This window comes from Alteraurantiacibacter aestuarii (assembly GCF_039523595.1).
In the GTDB taxonomy this organism is placed as follows: domain Bacteria; phylum Pseudomonadota; class Alphaproteobacteria; order Sphingomonadales; family Sphingomonadaceae; genus Alteraurantiacibacter; species Alteraurantiacibacter aestuarii.
Genome location: NZ_BAAAFP010000002.1, coordinates 102,293 through 117,588, shown reverse-complemented (window position 1 = coordinate 117,588; position 15,296 = coordinate 102,293). Strand labels below are relative to the sequence as shown.

The 15,296-nt window shown below is 61.7% G+C and carries 13 protein-coding genes and 1 tRNA gene; 11 read left to right on the top strand and 3 right to left on the bottom strand.

Features of this window, described 5'->3' with window-relative positions:
- Window positions 1-26 precede the first annotated feature (26 nt).
- The 5 genes from ABDZ98_RS04220 to ABDZ98_RS04200 all read left to right on the top strand — a co-directional run bounded on the left by ABDZ98_RS04220 (window position 27) and on the right by ABDZ98_RS04200 (window position 6,140).
- Complete coding sequence (locus tag ABDZ98_RS04220) at window positions 27-1,673, top strand: NACHT domain-containing protein (protein WP_160589195.1); 1,647 nt, start codon at window positions 27-29, stop codon at window positions 1,671-1,673.
- Between the two features lie 711 nt (window positions 1,674-2,384).
- On the top strand, window positions 2,385-3,293 hold the full coding sequence (locus tag ABDZ98_RS04215; RefSeq protein ID WP_160589194.1) for a hypothetical protein: 909 nt from the start codon (window positions 2,385-2,387) through the stop codon (window positions 3,291-3,293).
- A 452-nt stretch (window positions 3,294-3,745) separates the two neighbouring features.
- Window positions 3,746-4,075 (top strand): DUF3489 domain-containing protein, encoded by a 330-nt coding sequence (locus ABDZ98_RS04210; RefSeq protein ID WP_237437295.1) that lies wholly within the window; start codon window positions 3,746-3,748, stop codon window positions 4,073-4,075.
- Window positions 4,075-4,506, top strand: a complete 432-nt coding sequence (locus ABDZ98_RS04205; protein ID WP_160589192.1) for a DUF2924 domain-containing protein — start codon at window positions 4,075-4,077, stop codon at window positions 4,504-4,506. Before ABDZ98_RS04210 ends, ABDZ98_RS04205 begins: the two co-directional genes overlap by 1 nt.
- On the top strand, window positions 4,503-6,140 hold the full coding sequence (locus tag ABDZ98_RS04200) for a recombinase family protein (protein WP_160589191.1): 1,638 nt from the start codon (window positions 4,503-4,505) through the stop codon (window positions 6,138-6,140). The genes ABDZ98_RS04205 and ABDZ98_RS04200 overlap by 4 nt, the downstream gene beginning before the upstream one ends.
- 205 nt (window positions 6,141-6,345) lie before the next feature.
- Here the strand turns inward: ABDZ98_RS04200 and ABDZ98_RS04195 are convergent.
- Window positions 6,346-6,432 (bottom strand) — tRNA-Leu (locus ABDZ98_RS04195).
- Between the two features lie 122 nt (window positions 6,433-6,554).
- Window positions 6,555-7,391, bottom strand: coding sequence for an MJ0042-type zinc finger domain-containing protein (locus ABDZ98_RS04190; RefSeq protein WP_160589190.1), 837 nt, complete (start codon window positions 7,389-7,391; stop codon window positions 6,555-6,557).
- Between the two features lie 185 nt (window positions 7,392-7,576).
- Between ABDZ98_RS04190 and ftsE the strand changes: the two genes are divergently transcribed.
- Genes ftsE through ABDZ98_RS04170 form a run of 4 tightly spaced genes read left to right on the top strand, consistent with a single transcriptional unit; the run spans window position 7,577 to window position 10,462 of the window.
- On the top strand, window positions 7,577-8,302 hold the full coding sequence (ftsE, locus tag ABDZ98_RS04185; protein ID WP_160589189.1) for a cell division ATP-binding protein FtsE: 726 nt from the start codon (window positions 7,577-7,579) through the stop codon (window positions 8,300-8,302).
- Window positions 8,299-9,225, top strand: coding sequence for a cell division protein FtsX (locus tag ABDZ98_RS04180; protein ID WP_160589188.1), 927 nt, complete (start codon window positions 8,299-8,301; stop codon window positions 9,223-9,225). The genes ftsE and ABDZ98_RS04180 overlap by 4 nt, the downstream gene beginning before the upstream one ends.
- Window positions 9,222-9,746, top strand: coding sequence for an ElyC/SanA/YdcF family protein (locus ABDZ98_RS04175; RefSeq protein ID WP_160589187.1), 525 nt, complete (start codon window positions 9,222-9,224; stop codon window positions 9,744-9,746). The genes ABDZ98_RS04180 and ABDZ98_RS04175 overlap by 4 nt, the downstream gene beginning before the upstream one ends.
- 14 nt (window positions 9,747-9,760) lie before the next feature.
- Window positions 9,761-10,462 carry a lysophospholipid acyltransferase family protein gene (locus ABDZ98_RS04170; RefSeq protein WP_160589186.1) on the top strand — a complete coding sequence of 234 codons (702 nt, stop codon included), beginning with the start codon at window positions 9,761-9,763 and terminating at the stop codon, window positions 10,460-10,462.
- An 8-nt stretch (window positions 10,463-10,470) separates the two neighbouring features.
- On the opposite strand, the gene ABDZ98_RS04165 is transcribed toward ABDZ98_RS04170, so the two are convergent.
- Entirely contained in the window at window positions 10,471-11,202 is a 732-nt protein-coding gene (locus ABDZ98_RS04165; protein WP_160589185.1) for an Nmad3 family putative nucleotide modification protein, read from the bottom strand.
- A gap of 64 nt (window positions 11,203-11,266) precedes the next feature.
- Here ABDZ98_RS04165 and ABDZ98_RS04160 point away from each other — a divergent pair, with 64 nt between their 5' ends.
- Both ABDZ98_RS04160 and putA read left to right on the top strand, forming a co-directional pair.
- Window positions 11,267-12,160, top strand: coding sequence for an MBL fold metallo-hydrolase (locus ABDZ98_RS04160; protein WP_160589184.1), 894 nt, complete (start codon window positions 11,267-11,269; stop codon window positions 12,158-12,160).
- 51 nt (window positions 12,161-12,211) lie between these two features.
- Window positions 12,212-15,274 (top strand): bifunctional proline dehydrogenase/L-glutamate gamma-semialdehyde dehydrogenase PutA, encoded by a 3,063-nt coding sequence (putA, locus tag ABDZ98_RS04155; protein WP_160589183.1) that lies wholly within the window; start codon window positions 12,212-12,214, stop codon window positions 15,272-15,274.
- The last annotated feature ends 22 nt before the right edge of the window (window positions 15,275-15,296 follow it).

The window sequence follows — 15,296 nt, the reverse complement described above, 5'->3', positions numbered from 1 at the left end:
GGCCTAGTCTGGTCCAGGTGCCAGCGATGAAGGCGTATGATCGCAGCGGCGTTGATCTTCTCAGCTTGACTAGCGACGATGAGATCGAATGCGCAGTCCAGTGCAAAGGGTTTTTCAAGGTCGAGGGATTGGCTGATGATCAGTTTGATCCAATCGCTAAGTCGATCAAGAAGTTTCGAGATTCTGGCCTTGAGACCAAAACATATGTTTTGGTCCATAATCAGGATGGGCGTAACCGTGACGTAGCAGAAAAGATTGATCAGCTTCTAGCCGACCTAGTGGCAAGCGGCCGTGCCGACCGAGCGCTTCAGTGGGATAGGCATAAGTTATTCTCTGCTCTGCAGGACGCTCTTTGGAAGATGATTGAAGAGCGAATTAGTCAGCAAGCTGACTTTATGATCAGGCAAGCGGGCATGAATTTTAGCCAGCCTGCTGACATAGTTTCGAAAGTTCCAATACAGCTGTCTTCATTGCACCTGATCCGAGGGTCACGAGCCAGAATTGTCGATGTGGATGAAACATCAACAGAATCCGATCTCGCTGGCATGCTAGATAGAGGAGGTGACCGGTGGGCCGTGTTGACCGGGCTTTTTGGAAGCGGGAAATCCACTTCGTGCCTCAATATCGCCAGGCATGCTCCAAGCCGAGTAATCTACGTTCCTGCTGCAGACATTGAGCCCGAAAAGGGTGGAGTCGGCACACACGTCTTGATGCAAGATATTTTGAAGGCTCTCTCAATTTTCGCAGATTTTGACGAAGATGAGAAAGGCATTTTTGAGCGACTTGCCTCTGCGATGCTTCGCAAGGAACTTTCAGCAAATGATAGCTCTGCGACGCTCATAATTGATGGTTTGGATGAGAACCGATCCCTCGCCGGCCCGTCTGAAATAACAAGATTCGCTAGTGCCTTAGCTGAACTAAGATGCAGGATTCTTTTGAGTACCCGGTCTGAGCATTTCAATGCGTCTTTCGGGAATTATGATCATCTCTTCAATGAACTATCAATGAAAGGAGTCCCGAAGAGAATCCCGGTTCTACATCTTGCCCCCTGGGGCTGGCAGCAAATTATTGCGCTGGTCGAGCAGGTATCAATTCAAGATCCTGAAAACCAGAATTTCTCGGTTTTCCTCGAAGCGGTCCGACAGAGGCAATCGGGAGGATGGGACGCTGAGTTTTTGAGGCACCCTCTTTTTCTTCGCATGACCCTAGACCTAATCGGTGAGGGGATGCACCCTGCCAAGAACAGCTCAGAATTGATCTCCCTCTGGACCGACCAGAAGCTTATCAGAGATTTGAAAGCAGCCCGGGAAACGCCCGTCCCTATTACCGATAGGGACGAGTTTCTGCACTCGATCAGAAATCTAATGGCGGAGGCGGCTGGACTGATGGTCGACACTGACGACAGTGGCCGCATCCAACTCGCCGAAACCATCGATTCGGGCGAAGTGGTTTCAATAGCCCAGCGTATATTCAATACCGCAAGAGTTTCATTGCATTCAATTGCGTCGACTAGTCTTATAGTTCCAGTCGCAGTACGTTACCGAATGAGCGTACCGATGCGCTTCTCGCATCGAGCATTCCAAGAGTACTTTCTTGCTGAGTACTTACAAGGCAAAGGGCTGGATGGCGATGAGTATCCTTTAGCCGTGCAAGAGTATCTGAAAGGGCTGTAGCAAGCGCACAGATTTGAGTTTTCCTTCTGGGATTTGAAATCTGACAGTCAGCCAGAAGATATTAGATTCTCGACACTCGACTAGAGCAGGGACGGGCTGGGCTTGGGCCGATCGCGGACCGTCTGCAATTTTGGCTGACAGCTAGAAACCGGACATTAAGGCGTATGGGGAGAAACTCACGGCAGGAGGTCCAGCATGCCTTTCACCGACGAAGAGAAGCGCGCTTGGCATGAGGAAAAGCGCCGACGTGAAATCAAATCCCAGACAACTTCACGCCCCACCCCCGTGACGGAGTGCATTCATTGCGGTCAGCCCGTCGGCTATGGTGAGGGCTACATATCTGACGATATTTCGCTCTGCGATATATGCGACTGCGACTGATGGGCCGAAAGCGGCTTGACCGCTATGTGGACTCTAGCCTCGAAAGCAGACACATCGTCGTAGGCGGCTGGAATTGGTAGTGAAGCGGCCGTCGCGGCCGTTCGCATGATGTGGTAATTGTCGGGACGAAATGAACCTGCCGCGACGGAAATAGCTGAAAGAGGCCACGCCCAGGCCATAGCGCTCGTTGGTCAACATTCAGTTGGAGAAGCCTGCGGATCGTCGACCGTGTATATCCCTAAAGTTTCTAGCTGCGTGGGCAGAATCGGGCAGATTAATTCGGACCAATCAGCGGGCAGGGATTGCAACGCAGAATGGAGAGCATCAGTCATGCGCCCCGAACGTACTAAGGCCGAAGCTCACTTCGTCACGAAATTTCTGGAGTTTGTTAGGTCTAAGTTCGATGCCAATGCTCACGAGATCGATGGCATCACGGACAAGCCGGATTTGGGCATCTCGTCCGCGGGCCGCGTCATAGGCGTCGAGCTGTCGCAACTCCCCAGCAGTAACATCATGCGTGTGATTAACCGGCAGCTCCCACCCGCACGGGTATCACCCGGAGGCTTGAGGGGCGATCTCGCAATCTACCCACTCGAACCGCACAGGCGGGTTCATGAGGTGGTGAAAAGCAAGAGCGCGAAGGCGTCAGGCTACCGCGCTGCGATCCACGCCGATGAGATTTGGCTCCTTTTGCACAATCACTCGACGATTGATGCATGGCCAATGTCAGGGCCTACAAGACGCCAGTCTCGTGAGGCTGAAGATCTGCTAATGCGGTTCGGCCTCAAGGGACAGAAACACAATTTTGATCGCATATTTTTCATTTATTCAGATGGCGAGACGGTCGAGCTCACAGACGATCGAGCGATACCAAGATCTGTCTCGCTAGCTCACGGCGAAGGATATCCAGCAGTCACCACCTGGCGCTTCTCATTCGGGTTTGAAGTGCCGCGACCAGGCCTTGGCACAAGAGTATATGATTTTCCTGAGATCGAGTTCGCTGAACACCTTGTTGTGCCGAAAGACGATTGGATGGCAGCAAGGCCGGCGCATTATGAACATCTCAATCCAACGGTTTCCGCGTCGGTCAGCGGCCAAGAGGCGACTGTGACTATCCTCATCAATGGCCATCCCCATACACACTCATGGAGTACCTCAGAATGGGTCGGCCAAACGCTCTATGACCATGTGCTTCTGCAGTTCGGAATTCCCAAGTCGACGTTCAATTGGACGGTCTAACGCCATTGTCTGCGCAAACGCTCCGCCTCTCCGATGCTTGAATAAACCAAATCCTGTCGCCGCGTTCCCCCCGCATAGGGGCCCCAACCACACCTGTTGCGCCATGTCCTGAGCGGTGCCCCGAGCGGAACGGCTATCAGCGAATGCAGCGGAAGAAGCCCTATGCCAGCGCCATCAAAAAGGCACTCGGTGAAGTCAGATAGCGGCTGCTTTCGGAATCGCGTTTTGCTTGCGCGAACGGCCGAAATTAGGGCGCAAAGCTGTCATTGGTCGAACGTCGTGCCAAGATCTCCCGTACCCCGACAATCCATTGGACTTCCCTGTCACCGCAAGCATTGGTGCCGTCAGTGAAACGCGGCCCTGAACCAAGGCTGCTGCCCTGACCGATGCGATCGGCAGGGCCTTGGGTGCTGGGAGCAGCGAGGTGCTGCTTCGTCACGGAGTACCACCCGATGATCGATACCGTTGAGAACAAGCCCGCTACGAAGCGCGCTCGCCGCATGGCCCGCGAGCCAAAACCAGCGGGCGAAGTCGCAGATTCTGCGCCCATCCGAACTGCTCAGGTTGAACCGAAGCCTGCCAAGCCGTCCAGCAAGTCCAGCTTGGTGCTTGGAATGCTCCAACGCCCTCAGGGCGCCACGATCGCGCAGATCGTGGCTGCTACCGGTTGGTTGCCGCACACTACCCGAGCCGCACTGACCGGCCTGAAGAAGAAGGGCCATGAGATCACTAGCGAGAAGGCAGAAGGCGAGGAGCGCGTATATCGCGTGGTGGCAGGCTGATGGGACGCCGCGCCTACATTACCCTCGACCGGCTCGCAGAGATGCCAACCGAAGAACTGAAAGCGGAGTGGGCGCGGCGATATGCCGCGCATGCTCCCAGTCTGTCGCCAGACCTGCTGCGACTGGGGATCGCCTATCGGCTGCAGGAGCAAAAGCTCGGCGGCGTGAGCCGCTCGACCAGATCATTACTGCGTGAGCTGGCTGCGCAACCCAAGGATAGGGGACGCAACGGCCTGCCCCCACGCAAGCTTACCATCGGAACCCGGCTGGTGCGCGACTGGCACGGCGCCCGCCACACCGTGACCGTCCTGGAAAATGGCTTTGAGTACGATGGCAAGAAATGGCGATCACTCACCGCGATCGCCAAGGCCATCAGCGGTTCGCATTGCAGCGGCCCGGGGTTCTTCGGCCTGACGGATCCGAAACGATGAAGCTGCTGCGCTGCGCGGTCTACACCCGCAAGTCGACCGAGGACGGGTTGAAGCAGGAGTTCAACAGCCTCGATGCCCAGCGCGAGGCCTGCGAAGCCTACATCCTGAGTCAGCGGCATGAGGGCTGGTCGCTGGTCCCGAACCGTTACGACGATGGCGGGTTCTCGGGCGGAAGCATGCTTCGCCCGGGACTCAAGGCGCTGCTGGCCGATATCGAGGCTGGCCTGGTCGATGTCATCGTCGTGTATAAGGTCGACCGCCTTACTCGCAGCCTCGCCGACTTTGCCAAGATCGTCGAGCAGCTGGATTCCAGGCAGGCGAGCTTCGTATCGGTTACGCAGGCGTTCAATACCACCACCAGCATGGGGAGACTAACGCTCAATGTGCTGCTGTCATTTGCCCAGTTCGAGCGCGAGGTCACCGGCGAGCGGATCCGCGACAAGATCGCCGCTTCCAAAAAGAAGGGTATCTGGATGGGCGGGCCCGTGCCGCTGGGATACGAAGTGATCGATCGTAAGCTGGTTCCAGTGCCCGAAGAGGCCGAGCGGGTGCGCAGGATCATGCGCCGCTATCTCGAGGTCAGATCGGTCCCGGCCCTGATCGGGGTTCTGCACCGTGAGGGTATCGTCACAAAGATCCAGCAGCGTACAAGCGGCCCCCATCGTGGCGGCGTTCCCTTTGGGCGTGGCAGCCTGTTCCACCTGCTCAAGAACCCGATCTACCGCGGCAAGATCGTGCACAAGGGCCATATCCACGAAGGCGAGCAGGAAGCCATCGTGGACGAGCACCTCTGGGATGCGGTGCAGGCGCAGCTCAGTGAGAAAGCACCGCCGAGGAAGCGCCCTACCAATGATCCGCAAAAGGCCATGCTGCGCGGCCTCCTGACCGATCCACATGGACGCCCGATGGTTCCGACTTATGCCACCAAGCGCAGCCGTCGTTATGCCTACTACGAGACCCGCAAGGATTTGGCCCGGCCTGCCGATCCGCCAGCTACCCGGTTCGTGCAGGGCCAACTCGAGCGACATTTGATCGTGCATCTCACCGAGCTGCTCGAAGATGAGCATGCACTGCGCCGACTGTCAGGTATCGAAGAAGCGGGTCACCTGCGGACCATTTTCGAGACTGGTCGGTTGCTTGCCTGTCGGCTCGCGTTCCAAAGTTCGCGCGAAGCAATTTTGCAAGATCTGATCACCGCGTTGCAGGTTCGCGCCGAGCGGATCGAGATCGAGTTGAACTCGGATGCACTTGGGGCCGAGACAGGTGGTAAGCTCGCCTGGAGCATCCCGCTACCAAATCGAAAACCATTCCGCGAGGCCAAGCTCAGGATTGATGCCGAACACCGGGGAAGTATGCCGAATGACAAACTGGTCCAGCTAATCGCCGACGCGCTTGAGGCTCGGCAGCTCGTCATTAACAACCCGAAACTCAGCATCAATCAGGTTGCAAACCAAGAGGGTCGCTGCCGCAAGCAGCTGGCCAAGCTGGTGAGCGTGAGTTGGCTTAGCCCACGTATTGTTGAGTCCATTGCTGCAGGCACCCAGCCCAAAGCGATCAACCGTACCGTGCTGCTCGAGACAGCGCTGCCTGCCGATTGGGCCGATCAGGAAGCTTTGCTCGGCTTTCAAGCCTGAGCGCGATCCACCGCATCTTCCTGAATCCGGGTGGGCGGGGAATTTCCAGACAGAGAATTGGGCTGATGTTGACCGCCCTAAGGCCAAGGCAGCGACGTCTCTCGCCCACGGCTCAGAATTTCATGGCACCAAACCGCGCAGAACTGCGCCACTTCCGCGCTGCAGGATGCCCGAAGGCAAAATCATGTCTGCTTGTCTGACTGTTTGGTGCGGTCGAGAAGACTCGAACTTCCACGGGCTTTCGCCCACAACGACCTCAACGTTGCGCGTCTACCAGTTCCGCCACGACCGCACATCGATAAACAAGCGGCCAAATCGCGCGCTCGTCTGGTAGGAGCGCGCCCTTAGCAAAGGCCCCCCGAACCTGCAAGCGCCCTGCAAGCCCGGTGAAAACTAGTTTTCGTGCAGGGTGGCCTACTCGGCCTTCCAGCCGATTTCGGCCATGCGGGCGGAGCGCGGAACATCGGTGACCGCCTGCGTCACGCTGACGCTTTCCCCCGGCCCCAGGCTGCTTTGCGGAGAGCGCACTTCCAGCTCGAAAACCTTGCGGTCGCGCGCATCGCGCAGCACCACCAGCACCGGCGGCACGCTGCGCGCGACATTGCCGATATTGGTGATCGTGCCGTTGATGGCGAAATATTCGATGCCGCTGGGCATTTCGCGCTTTTCCTGCTGGTCGATCGGGAAATCGAGCTGCAGGTCCGGCTCTCCCACCGCGAAATCGGGCCGTGTCACCGGCACCCAGTCCGGCAGGCCCCAGTAACTCACGGCAAAGATCAGCGCGGCTGCGAAGATGGCAAAGATGGCCGCGGCCCAGGTCCACACTTTCAGCCAGTTGCGGCGGCGGCGGAACGGCGGCTGGGCATCGAAGGCGGAACCCGGCAGATCATCGTGCGCGGGGATGTGCACCTGCTCTATCGGCGGCGGCGGCACATCGTCACGGCCCAACGGAGGCTCACCCTCGTCGCGGGCCGTCTCGTCGGCAAAAGGAGCACGTGCGGCGGGAGGCGGCGGTGCTGCTCGCTGTGCGGGCGGCGGGGGAGCAGGTTCGGGCTTAGGTTCCGGCCTTGGTTCCGGCTCCTGCTCTGGCGGGGCAGCTGCCGTCGATGCGCCTTCTGCCAGTTCCAGCGCCGGCCCATCCTGGAACCAGCTGTGCCGGCATTTGGCGCAGCGTACCGTCCGCCCGTCAACACCTATGGCACTGTCGGGAACAACGTAGCGCGTTGCGCAGGCGGGACACTCGATAATCATCGTCGCGTTGATTCCTAGGGAAGCGCGAGACAACCAACAAGCTGTGGAGCAAGTTTGTTGCGGCGGTCCGTGGCTTTTTTCCACATCGAACACCAGCTATAGGCTGTGCCGATGATCGCTTCGCGCCTAGTTTGCCTCCAAATCCGGGTTCATGACGTCAATTTCGAAAGGGCTGGAAGGCCGGCATGAGCGCGGAAACAGACAGCATCGTCCAGTTTGACAATGTCGGGCTGCGTTACGGCACCGACCGGGAAGTGCTGAGCGACATCAGTTTCACGCTCTATCCCGGCAGCTTCTATTTCCTGACCGGCGCCAGCGGCGCGGGCAAGACCTCCATGCTCAAGCTGCTGTATCTGGCGCAGCGCCCATCGCGCGGAATGATCCGCATGTTCGGGCATGATGTGATCACCCTGCCGCGCAGCCGCCTGCCCGCCTTCCGCCGCAGGATCGGCACGGTGTTCCAGGATTTCCGCCTCGTCCCGCATCTTTCCGCCTTTGACAATGTGGCGCTGCCGCTGCGCATTTCGGGCATGAGCGAGGGCGAGATTCGCAAGCCGGTGACCGACATGCTCAATTGGGTGGGCCTGGAGCACCGGTCCCATGCGCGGCCAGAAACGCTTTCCGGCGGGGAGCAGCAGCGCGTGGCCATTGCCCGCGCGGTGATCGCCCGGCCTGAAATACTGGTGGCGGATGAGCCGACGGGCAACGTCGATCCGGAAATGGCGCTCAAGCTGCTGCGCCTGTTCGAAGCGCTCAACCGGCTGGGCACCACCGTGGTGGTGGCGACCCACGATGTGCATCTGCTGCGCAAGGTCCCCGATTCGCTGATCATGCGGCTGGACAAGGGGCGGCTGTCCGATCCCACCGGCGCGCTGCGCTATCCGCCCCGGCGGGAGGCGGCCGCGCCATGAGTTCACCTTCCTTCCTCCACCGCCGCAGCGGCGGCAAGCTGGGTGGCAGCGCGCGAATCCTGCCGCAAGCGCGGCTGGCGGGGCCGATGCCGTGGGTCATCGCCATCATGATCGCGCTGACGGTGATCGCGGCGGCGGCAGGGCTGGCGCTGAGCAATCTGGCAGACAATGCGCGTTCGGAGATTTCCGGCGGGCTGACCGTGCAGATTGTCGAAGGCGCCCCGGCAGACCGCGACCGTCAGGCTGAAACCGCCGTGGCCATGCTGTCCAACAGGGACGATGTGGACGAGGTCCGCCGCGTGCCCGATGCGGAGCTGGCCGCCCTGCTGGAACCCTGGCTGGGTGAGGCGGCGGGTGCTGATGAAGACAATGCCATTCCCACGCCCGCGCTGATCGACGTGCGGCTGAAAGGCGCAGTCACGCCAGAGCGGCTGGCAGGCATTGCCCGCGCGCTGGAGGCCGGCGTGCCATCGGCGCGGGTCGATGCCCAGGCCAGCTGGCTTGGCCCGGTATTCGAAGCGATCAGCTCGCTGCAATATCTCGCCATCGGGCTGGTGGTGTTGCTGGCTGCGACCAGCGCCGCAGCCGTGTGGCTGGCGGCGCGCAGCGCATTGGGCTCCAACCGGGAGGTGATCGAGGTCATCCACCATCTGGGCGGTTCGGACGGACAGATCGCCGGGATCTTCCAGCGCTCCATCGGTATGGACGCGCTGACAGGCGGACTTGCCGGACTGGCAATGGGCCTGGCCGCGGTATTGCTGCTGGGCCAGCAATTCTCCGGTCTTGGTTCGGGCCTTGTTGCAGGGGGCGGACTGGAAGTGACCGACTGGGCCATGATCGCCGCCATTCCGCTGATCGGCACGGTGCTGGCCATCGTCACCGCGCGCCTTACCGTGACCTCCGCGCTCAAGGGCATGTTGTGATCCGCCGGGTCCTGTCTGTGGTGCTGCTCGGCTGGGCTCTGGGCTTTGTGTGGTTTGCCATGGCGCTGCCCCAGCCGGCGGGGAATGAGCGGACAGATGCTATCGTGGTGCCCACCGGCAGTGGTGGGCGCATCCAGCGCGGGCTGGAGCTGCTGCGGCTTGGTGCGGCAGAGCGGATGCTGGTGACCGGCGTGGATATCGATGTGCGCCCGGCTGAATTTGCCGCCCAGTTCAATGTCGAGGACCGGCTGATGGATTGCTGCATCACGCTGGGGTTCAGCGCGCTCGACACACGCGGCAATGCGCGCGAGACGGCGAAGTGGATGGCCGATCAGGGATATGTCTCGCTGCGGCTGGTCACCAGCGACTGGCATATGCAGCGCACGGCGGTGGAGCTGAAAGATCGTCTGCCGGACAATGTCAGCGTATTGCGCGATGCGGTGCATACCGAACCGTCGCTGAAAACGCTGTTTCTGGAATATCACAAGCTGGCAGCCGCCTGGCTGCTGTCACTTACCTGAGGTATTGGCGCGCAATGCATGTTCTCCGCAGCCTGATCTTCTACGTCGCCTTTTACGGCGGATCGGTGTTCCACGTGCTGGGCGCAATGATAGCGCTGCGTGTGGCGCCGCGTTGGCTGCGGCCGATCTGCGACGCATGGTCCGGGTGGCATCACTGGTGCGTGGAGAACCTGCTGGGCATCCGGATAGAGATCACCGGCATCAACCCAAAGGGCGTGGCGCTGTTCGCGATCAAGCACGAATCCTTCTTCGAAGCGATCGAAGTGCCGCATCTGTTCAACCATCCCGCAGGCTTCGCCAAGCAGGAGCTGTTCGACATTCCGGGATGGGGCAAGGTGGCGGCGGCCTATGGCGCGATCCCTGTCGCCCGGGACGAAGGCGCCAAGGCCCTGCGCACCATGTTGAAGGATGCGCGCATGCATATTGCGGCGGGCCGCCCGATGATCATCTTTCCCGAAGGCACGCGCGTGCCGCCGGGGCAGCGCCCTGAATTGCAGGCGGGATTTGCCGCCTTGTACAAGATGCTGAAACTGCCGGTGATCCCGGTGGCGGTGGAGAGCGGGCGAGTATATGAAACGATGTGGAAGAGGCCCGGCGTGATCCGCGTCCATTTTGGCGAACCGATCGAGACCGGCCTCTCGCGCGAGGAGATTGAGGACCGCACCCGCGCGGCGATCAATATCTTCAACGGGCCGCAGGAAACCCCCGACGCCTAGCTCTCTCGCTAGCTCATCAGCGCAAGCATCCGGTGCGCCCATTCATGCGCGTCCGCATCGCCTGCATCGCCGACCCCGATATCGGCCACGAATTCCTGCCCGCGCGACACGCTCTGCAAAATGCCGTCGCCGTGCCAGCGATCTGCCCGGCCATGATAGCTGAGGCCGCTGCGCTCCATCCATGCGGGAACACGCCACAGGCTCGGCGGTCCATCCTCCACGCTCAGGCGCAGTTCGGCGTGGCTGCTGCGGGCCGTTCCTCCCGGCCCGCAATAGATCGCATCGTTGGCGCCATGGGCGGCCAGTGCATGGGGATGACCCAGCGCGCGCAGATCCTCCATCGCAGGCTCCCCGCTGCGGACCACGTCGTCCACCCACAGCCAGCCGAAGATGCGGTGGTGCGCCCTTTCCCTGCCCTGCCTGAAGAGCCCGAAGAAGATGAACAGGTCGCCCGCCCCCACGCCGCAGTTTTCAAGGTGGCTTTGGGCCGCGCCGCATTGGCCGAACAGGCAGGTGCCATCGGGCAGGAACATCGGATCGTGATGGGCCAGGTCCGCCGCGCCCAGTCTTCCGCGGCTCGCCAGCGCGGCGTGATCCGCCAGCCCCAGATCGCCATAGGGAACGCCCGGCCTGCCCTCACCAGCGGGAATCGGCAGGCTGACCGGAATGCCCTCCACAATCGGGGACGGTCCACCACCGGAAGCGGAATCGAAGCCCTTGCGAGAGAGGATGATCTTCATGTCGCAAACACGCCTAGCGCGGCTGCGGCTTGCGCACTAGGATCACTTCCCGAGGGAGAGACAAATGAAGCCGATCCAGCTTGGCCGGATGACGGTCCACAAGATCCATGAGATGGATTCGCCAACCCCGATGCTGGCGCAGTTGCCCGGCGCAACGGCGGCGGATCTGGCACGGTTGAAAACCTGGTACACGCCCAGCGATGACGAGCTGACCGACGATCCGGAAACCAGCTGCATGACCTTTGGCCTGCACAGCTTCGTGATCGAGGTGGATGGCAAGCGCATATTGGTGGACAGCTGCTGCGGCAATCACAAGAATCGCTCGCTGCCCGAAGTGCACCAGCTGGACACACGATATCTGGAAAACCTGCGCACGGCGGGTTTCGCGCCCGAAGATATCGACATGGTCATGTGCACGCACCTGCACTTCGATCATGTCGGCTGGAACACGAAGCTGGAGAACGGCAAATGGGTGCCGACCTTCCCCAATGCCCGCTATCTGTTCGGCAAGAAGGATTACGATTACTTCGTCACCAATCCTGAAGGGGAGGAAATCCACCAGGAAGCCTTCCTCGATTCGATCGTGCCGATCATGGATGCCGGCAAGGGCGAGCTGGTGGACGAGGATTTCATCGCCCACCGCGAGATTGGCGACGGCGTGTGGCTGGAGCCTGCTTTTGGCCATTCGCCGGGCTGCTGCACCATCAATGCCGAGGCTGGCGGCCCGCCTGCGATCTTCTGGGGCGATGTGATCCACCACCCGTTGCAGATGATCCGCTATGACCTGCCCTTCGCCTTCGATGCCGATCCGCCGCAGGCCAGCGCCACGCGCCAGCGGGTGATGAAGCGCGCCGCCGAAGGGGACCTGTTGTGCTTCCCCGCCCATTTCCGCCTCAATTCCGCAGGCCGGGTGAAGGTAGACGGCGATGCCTATCGCTATGAATGGGTGGCGGAATAAGCCCCGCATTCGTCATTCCCGATCCGGCGCGAATGACGGTATGATGCGCGAATGACGATCGACCGTTCAGCCCTGCGCGCCGCCTATCGCATGGAAGAGGCGTCCTGCCTGTTCCAGCGCATGGATCAGGCGGCGCAGGCATCGGCGCTGCACGGTGAGGCTGCCGCAATGGCCGCGCGGCTGATCGAAGGCGCCCGCGCACGCACCAGCGGCGGGCTGGACGCATTCCTCCATTCCTATGGCCTCGGCACGCAGGAGGGGATCGCGCTGATGTGTCTGGCAGAGGCGCTGCTGCGTGTGCCCGATGCCGAAACCGCCGATGCGCTGATCCGCGACAAACTGGCCGGGATCGACTGGGCCGAGCATCTGGGGGAGAGCAGTTCCACCTTCGTCAATGCCGCCACATTCTCGCTCATGCTGTCAGGCGAAGTGCTGCGCGGCGGATCGCGGGAGGAGGCAGGCCTTGCCAATGCGCTGCGCCGCGCGGCGGGCCGTCTGGGTGAGCCGGTCATCCGCCAGGCAGTGTTGCAGGCGATGAAGATACTGGGCGGGCAATTCGTGTTCGGGCGGACCATGGACGAGGCGCTGAAACGCGCCGCGCCCGAACGCGCGCAGGGCCTGTCCCACAGCTTCGACATGCTGGGTGAGGCGGCCATGACCTTCGCCGATGCCAGCCGTTACCGCGATGCCTATGCCACGGCGATTGCGCGGCTGGCGAAGGAGCCGGGCGGCGTGCGGGGCGGGCCGGGAATATCGGTGAAGCTCTCCGCGCTCTATCCGCGCTATGATTTCCTTCACGGCGATGCAGCCAAGGCCGCACTGGTGCCGATCCTGACCGATCTGGCCCGTGCCGCGCGCGATGCCGATATCCACCTCACCGTGGATGCGGAGGAGGCCGACCGGCTAGAACTCTCGCTCGACATCATCGAGGCTGTGGTCGGCAATGACGAGCTGTTCTCCGGCGGCTGGGATGGTTTTGGACTGGCGCTGCAGGCCTATCAGAAACGCGCCGTCCCGCTGTGTGACTGGGTGGCACAACTGGGGCGCCAGCACAGCCGCCGCCTCATGGTGCGGCTGGTCAAGGGTGCCTATTGGGACAGTGAAATCAAGGCTTCGCAGGTGGGCGGATTTGCCGATTACCCGGTGTTCACCCGCAAGCTGGCGACCGATGTCTCCTACCTCGCCTGCGCGGAGCAGCTGTTTGCGGCCAGCGATGCGATCTATCCCGCTTTCGCCACGCATAATGCCTACACAATCGGCGCGGTGAAGGCGCTCTCTGCCGGACGTGATTTCGAATTCCAGCGCCTCCACGGCATGGGCGAGGATGTCTATGCAGAGCTGGCCGCAGCGGAAGACCAGCCGACGCCGGTGCGCATCTATGCCCCTGTTGGCGGTCACAAGGACCTGCTCGCCTATCTGGTCCGGCGCCTGCTGGAAAACGGGGCCAACTCCAGCTTCGTCAACCGCATGGCCGATGCCGATGTTCCGGTGGCGGAGCTGACGCGCGATCCGGTGAGCCAGCTTGCAGCCACGCAGCCCATGCGCAATCCAGCCATCCCGCTGCCCGCGCATATCTATCCCAACCGGCGCAACAGCGCGGGCGTCGATCTGGCCGATCCGCTGGTGTGCGAGGATTTGCAGGCCAGGCTGGAGCAATTGGCAGGCGCGCAATGGGGCGATGACGGCGAGCCTGTTCGATCACCGCAGGATGGCAGCCTTGTGGGCCGGGCGCAGACCGCCTCCCCGGATGAGATCGACAGTGCCCTCACTCAGGCGCGCGCTGCCCAGCCGGCGTGGGATGCGCTGGGCGGCATTGAGCGCGCCGCCATGCTCGACCGTGCGGCAGACCTGTTCGAAGCACACACCGCCGAATTCATCAGCTTGTGCCAGCGCGAGGCGGGCAAGACGCTGGCAGACAGCGTGCTGGAACTGCGCGAGGCGGTGGATTTCCTGCGCTATTATGCGTGCGAGGCGCGGATGCTGTTTGCCGCCCCGCAGCCCTTGCCCGGCCCGACCGGAGAGGAGAATTTGCTGCGCCTGCATGGCCGGGGGGTGTTTGCCACCATCGCCCCGTGGAATTTCCCGCTGGCGATCTTCATCGGCATGGCCAGCGCGGCGATGGCGGCAGGCAATACGGTGATCGCCAAGCCAGCCGAGCAGACCCCGCTGATCGCCAGGCTGGCGGTGAAGCTGTGCCATCAGGCGGGCATTCCGGCGGATGTGCTGCAACTGGCCATCGGCGATGGCCGTGTGGGCGCGGCGCTCACCTCCGATCCGCGCATTTCAGGTGTCGCCTTCACCGGCTCCACCGTCACGGCGCAGGCGATCAACCGCGCCATGGCCGCGCGCGAAGGTCCGATTGGCAGGCTGATTGCCGAAACCGGCGGTCAGAACGCCATGATCGTCGACAGCTCCGCCCTGCCCGAACAGGTGACGCGCGATGTCATGTCGTCCGCCTTCCAGAGCGCGGGCCAGCGCTGCTCCGCCCTGCGCGTGCTCTACCTGCAGGAGGATGTGGCAGACACCATGCTGGCGATGATCCGGGGCGCGTTCGAAGCGCTGGTGATCGGCGATCCCGCACAGCTGGCAACCGATGTCGGCCCGGTGATCGATGCCGAGGCCAGGCAGGCGCTCGACGTGCATGTCGAAGCCATGCGCACAGCTGGTTTTGCCATGTGGCAGCGCGACTTGCCGCCGCAAACCGCGCAGGGCCATTTCGTCCCGCCCACCATCATCGAAGTTGGTTCCATCACGGATGTGGGCGAGGAGCACTTCGGCCCCGTCCTGCACATCGCGCGCTTTCCTTCAGGCGGGCTGGAGCAGGTGATCGCCGATATCAACGCCACCGGATTTGGCCTGACGCTGGCCCTGCACAGCCGCATCGAAGCCGCTCGAAAGCTGGTGGAGAACAAGGCGCGGGTGGGCAATATCTACGTCAATCGCAACCAGATCGGCGCGGTGGTGGGCAGCCAGCCGTTCGGCGGCGAAGGCCTGTCAGGCACCGGCCCCAAGGCAGGCGGCCCGCATTACATCACCGCCTTTGCCACGGAACGGGTGACCTGCGTGGATACGACCGCAGCGGGAGGCAATGCCAGCCTGCTGGCGGGGGGTTAGCCCGCCAGCCTGCAACTTCAGC